Origin of the sequence: Candidatus Electronema sp. TJ (assembly GCF_048287355.1) — a bacterium.
Taxonomy (GTDB): domain Bacteria; phylum Desulfobacterota; class Desulfobulbia; order Desulfobulbales; family Desulfobulbaceae; genus Electronema.
The window spans coordinates 6,549-11,385 of sequence record NZ_JBLWEP010000069.1 but is presented as its reverse complement, the minus strand read 5'-3'; the positions used below and the strand labels follow the sequence as shown (position 1 = coordinate 11,385).

4 protein-coding genes are annotated in these 4,837 nt (G+C 57.8%); 1 reads left to right on the top strand and 3 read right to left on the bottom strand.

Annotated features, from left to right (window positions below; all coding sequences use genetic code 11):
- Both ACNKID_RS06680 and ACNKID_RS06675 read right to left on the bottom strand, forming a co-directional pair.
- Positions 1–653: DegT/DnrJ/EryC1/StrS family aminotransferase (locus ACNKID_RS06680; protein WP_417912659.1), on the bottom strand; the 653-nt coding region annotated here is incomplete at its 3' end.
- A 39-nt stretch (positions 654–692) separates the two neighbouring features.
- On the bottom strand, positions 693–1,712 hold the full coding sequence (locus ACNKID_RS06675) for a sigma-70 family RNA polymerase sigma factor (protein WP_417912658.1): 1,020 nt from the start codon (positions 1,710–1,712) through the stop codon (positions 693–695).
- A 174-nt stretch (positions 1,713–1,886) separates the two neighbouring features.
- On the opposite strand from ACNKID_RS06675, the gene lepA reads away from it, so the two are divergent.
- Entirely contained in the window at positions 1,887–3,680 is a 1,794-nt protein-coding gene (gene lepA / locus ACNKID_RS06670; RefSeq protein WP_417912657.1) for a translation elongation factor 4, read from the top strand.
- Positions 3,681–3,737: 57 nt separating this feature from the next.
- Here the strand turns inward: lepA and ACNKID_RS06665 are convergent, their stop codons facing one another.
- Entirely contained in the window at positions 3,738–4,799 is a 1,062-nt protein-coding gene (locus ACNKID_RS06665; protein ID WP_417912656.1) for a hypothetical protein, read from the bottom strand.
- Positions 4,800–4,837 lie beyond the last annotated feature (38 nt).

Here is a 4,837-nt window from a genome sequence, read left to right as displayed (position 1 = left end):
GCTTTGTCTGAGCTGATGACCATGCCGCCGTCGCCCAAGCAGCCAAGGTTTTTCGACGGGAAGAAGGAGAAGCAACCAGCCAAGCCCATTGAACCTGCTTTGCGCCACTGCACCGAGCCGTCTTTTTCTGGCATGGGATATTCTGAGCCAATCGCCTGCGCTGCGTCCTCCAGCACTGGGATGCCGTATTCCTGCGCCAAGGCCATGATTTTGCCCATGTCCGCGCATTGCCCAAAGAGATGCACCGGAATAATGGCCTTTATGTTCTTGCCCTTTTTGGCATCGTCGGCAAGCAGTTCGGCCATTTTGTCAGGATCAATGTTGAAGGTTGCCTCATCAACATCGGCGAAAACCGGCAAGGCCCCAACACGCAAAATCGCCCCGACTGTGGCGAAAAACGAATAGGGTGTGGTCAGTACGCGGTCGCCTGGCCCGATTTCCAATGCCATCAGGGACATCAGCAGGGCATCGGTGCCGCTGCTCACGCCAATGCCGAAGCCCGCGCCGGAATACGCGGCAACCTCCTCCTCCAGCCGCGTGACCTTGGGGCCAAGGATGTAGGTAGTGGAATCAAGCACCTCAGTGACAGCCCGAAGGATTTCGTCACGCAGGGCAGCGGTCTGCGGATGCAGATCCAGCAGAGGAACATTCATGTTTACCTCAACGACAAGAAATAACAAGGAAAAACCAGCTTAATACGGGCTGGAGCTTGAGGCAGGCGCATTTGGTTCAACATCAAGATAATCCCGGACATCGGGCAGTTCTTTTTCAAAAATAGCTCGCAGCTTTTTCAGCAGGTTGGCCTCAATCTGCCGCACCCGCTCCCGCGAAATCTTGAAGTGGTCGGCAATGTCTTGCAGGGTTTCCGGCTCGTCACTGAGCAGGCGGCTGTTGAGGATGACTTTTTCCTTCTCATTCAGCACGTCATCCACGTGGATGAGAATTTTGGCGATCCGCTCCCGCACCTCATTCAGGGCGACGATGTCCTCCACCGCCGGGCCGCTGGCCGGAAAGAACTCTTTCTGCTCTTCGTCCGAATCGCCGAGCACCGGGGCTTCCAAGGAGACATCCCAGCTGTCCATGCGCTGGCCCATCTCCACCACTTCACTTTCCTTGACCTGAAGCCGCTCGGCCAAGAGCTTGACATCTGGCTTGAAGCCCTGCGCTTCCAGCAGCTTCTTTTCTTTATTCAGACTAAAGAAGAGGCGGCGCTGGGTCTGAGTGGTGCCGATTTTCACCAAGCGCCAGTTGTCCATAATAAATTTCAGGATATAGGCGCGGATCCAGTAAGCGGCGTAATAGGAAAACTTCACGCCCCGGTAGGGATCAAATTTCTTCGTCGCCTGAACGAGGCCGACATTGCCCTCCTGCACCAAGTCCATGAAATTCTGCATCCAGTATTTCTGGAAGTCCATCGCCACCTTGACCACCAGCCGCAGATTGGCGGAGACAAGGCGGTAGGCGGCCTCCGGGTCGCCGGTCTCACGGAAACGGATGGCCAGCTCCTCGGTCTCCTCGCGGGAAAGCAGCTCATACTGGCTGATTTCCTGCAAATAACGGTGCAGGGCCGGGTTGCTGACCGCTGGCAGGTTCGCGTCATCACTGGGCGTGACCAGCGTCACCGGATAATACGGCTGCTCGTCTTCAGCTTCCGTCTCCTCCTCGCGGAGTTCTTCCTCTTCCTGAATATTCTCTTCGGTCTCGTCAATCATGGCTTCAGCTTACCGCATTCCGGCAGAAAATTCACGCATTGCGCAGGGAAAACAGGCCGCCGGGCCGGGTCCGCGCTCTATTGCTTGAAAAAGTTTCAAATTCAGTATATTTATACTGCCTTCCATCTGCCAGCGGCCAAGAATACCCCCTTTTCAGACAAGATACAAGAGAATATGAAAAACATCCGCAACTTCAGCGTGATTGCCCATATTGACCACGGCAAGTCAACGCTCTCCGACCGTCTCATTCAGCTTTGCGGCGTGATCACCGACCGCGAATTCCACGACCAGCTTTTGGACAACATGGACATCGAGCGGGAACGCGGCATCACCATCAAAAGCCAGACCGTGCGCCTGCCCTACAAAGCCAAGGACGGCCAGCAGTATGTTCTTAACTTGGTTGACACGCCCGGCCATGTGGACTTCAGCTATGAGGTCTCGCGGGCCTTGTCCGCCTGCGAAGGAGCCTTGCTGCTTGTTGACGCGGCCCAAGGCGTGGAGGCGCAGACCCTGGCCAACCTGTACCTGGCGATGGAGAACGATCTTGAAATCATCCCGGTGATCAACAAGATTGACCTGCCCGCTGCCGAGCCGGAGAAGGTGGCTCACGAGATCAGCCATGATCTCGGCCTGAGTTTGGAGACCGTGCAGAAATGCTCGGCGAAAACCGGCATCGGCGTGGAGAACATCCTTGAGGCCATTGTCAAGTATCTGCCCCCGCCGCAGGGCGACCCGGAGGCACCACTGCAAGCCCTGATCTTTGACGCGAAATACGACCCCTACCGGGGCACGGTCATTTCGGTGCGCATCGTCAATGGCACGCTCAAGCCCGGCGACACCATCGTCTTCATGCACAACGGTTCGGAATACAAGGTCGAGGAGGTGGGCTGGTTTCAGATCACCCGCAATCAGAAAGACATCTTGTCCGCTGGCGAGGTCGGCTATGTCATTGCCGGAATCAAAACCCTCTCTGATGCCAAGCCGGGCGACACCATCACCAGAAAGGACGCGCCTTGCGCTGTCGCCCTGCCGGGCTTCAAGGAAGTGCAGCAGGTTGTCTTCTCGTCCATTTACCCCATCTCCGCCGACGACTACGAAGAGCTTGCCGCTGCCTTGGAAAAGCTCCAGCTCAACGACGCATCCCTGACCTTCCAGAAGGATTCCTCAGCAGCACTGGGCTTCGGCTTCCGCTGCGGCTTCCTTGGCCTGCTCCATCTGGAGGTCATTCAGGAGCGCATCGAGCGCGAGTTCGACATCTCCATCATCCTCACTGTGCCTTCGGTCAAGTACCGCATCACCCTGCAAAGCGGCACCGTGCAGATGATCGACAACCCTTCGTATTTCCCTGATCCCAGCACCATCGAGCAGGTTGAGGAGCCGTTCATCAAGGCCAACATCCTCATCCCGGAACGCTACATGGGCGGCTTGATGAACCTCTGCGTGGAGAAACGGGGCGAGAACATCACCTACAACTACCCAACGCCGGGCCGGATTGAGCTGCACTGCGAGCTGCCCCTTGGTGAAGTCATCTACGACTTCTACGACAAGCTCAAGTCGCTCACGCAGGGCTACGGCTCCTTTGACTATCAGCTTATTGACTACCGGGCCAGCGATCTGGTCAAGCTGGACATACTGGTGAACGGCGAGCGGGTGGACGCGCTGTCGCAGCTCACGCATCGGGTGAGGGCGCGTGAACGCGGCCTGGCTGCCTGCGAGCGTTTGCAGGAGGAGATCCCCCGGCAGATGTTCAAGATCGCCATTCAGGCCAGCATCGGCGGCAACGTGGTGGCACGGACGAACATCTCCGCCTTGCGCAAGGATGTCACGGCCAAATGCTACGGCGGCGACATCAGCCGCAAACGCAAGCTGCTGGAGAAGCAGAAGGCGGGCAAAAAGCGGATGAAAACCGTGGGCAATGTCGACATACCCCAGTCCGCGTTTCTGTCCGTGCTCAAGTCGGAGCACTGAGGCTCAGCCTGCCTGCTCGCCGCCGGGGCGGAAGCTCTTTCGCCCCGCAGCTCTGCTCTATGCCGTCTTCACATCCAGCACATCAATCAGCCTGCCGCTGTAGTCGTTGCGCACCATTTCCCAAAGTCCTGCATAGTTATTGACGGTGATGTTCAAGCTGCTCACCGTGGAAGCGGCAAAGCCGTTCAAGGTGTAATTCCCGTTCTGCGTCACGCTCACTGCCGCGCCTGCCGCGCCGCCTTCCTTCATGTCCAGCAAAGACAAGAGCATCCGTTCCCCTTGCAGATCGAGGACGACTTGGATGCGCAGCTTTGCGTCCGCCGAGGCTGCGCCGCCAGTGACCGTGACATGCGCACTGGCATCGCTGCCTGTCAGAATCCCCGCCTCATCGCCCAAAACAATGGTCAGCGGCGTGCGCAGCATCCGCTCATAGATGCCGGTGCGCGGCGTGCCGTGCGCGGTGTAGCGGGTGGTGACAGAGATGATGTACTCATTGTTCCACGGCTGACTTTGCGCCGGAATATCCGGCATGAGCATGATCGCGCTGTTGGCGGTCACGTTCAGGCGGCGCTGCACGGCGCGGCCGCTCTCAGTACCTGCGATCACGCATTCTCCCGTGCCTTTTTCCGCATCAAAAGCAAGGTCTTTGCCAGTGAGCCGCAGCACGCTGTCCGGGTTGAGCACGTCGCTGAGCTTGAACAGCGTGTCCTCAGCCGTGTTGATCAGCGGCAGTTTCTTTTCCCGCGACAGCCGTTCAAGCTGGGCTGCATAGCGCACTTTGGCGACAAAGGGCGGCGAGGCATAGATGCGCACCTGCAAACACTGGTCTGCTGACGGCGGCGCGTCATCCGCGCTGTTCAGCTTGGCTGTGAACGAGAGCGAGTAGGTGAAGCAGCCCTCCTCGGTCACCTGCTCGCCGTTGATCAGGCTCTGCTGGATGATTTTGTTGCGGATGGCCAGAATGCTGCGCAGCTCCTCCTCGCTGTAGTTGGGCAGCGCAGCAGCCATGCGGGCGGCCAGCTCCTCGGTGTTCACTACATTCCTTGGCACAAAGAGCATCTTATATGAAACAGGTGTGGTGAGCGCGTTGACTGTGGGCCGCCATTGAACCGTTGCCATGTTCTGTCTCCTGATTTTAACTGATTAAGATTATGTGG

What these genes read in the sequence shown, in the direction of transcription:
- lepA (WP_417912657.1), top strand. Translation starts at nt 1,887, where the DNA reads ATGAAAAACATCCGCAACTTCAGCGTGATTGCCCATATTGACCACGGC.
- ACNKID_RS06675 (WP_417912658.1), bottom strand. Translation starts at nt 1,712, where the DNA reads ATGATTGACGAGACCGAAGAGAATATTCAGGAAGAGGAAGAACTCCGC.
- ACNKID_RS06665 (WP_417912656.1), bottom strand. Translation starts at nt 4,799, where the DNA reads ATGGCAACGGTTCAATGGCGGCCCACAGTCAACGCGCTCACCACACCT.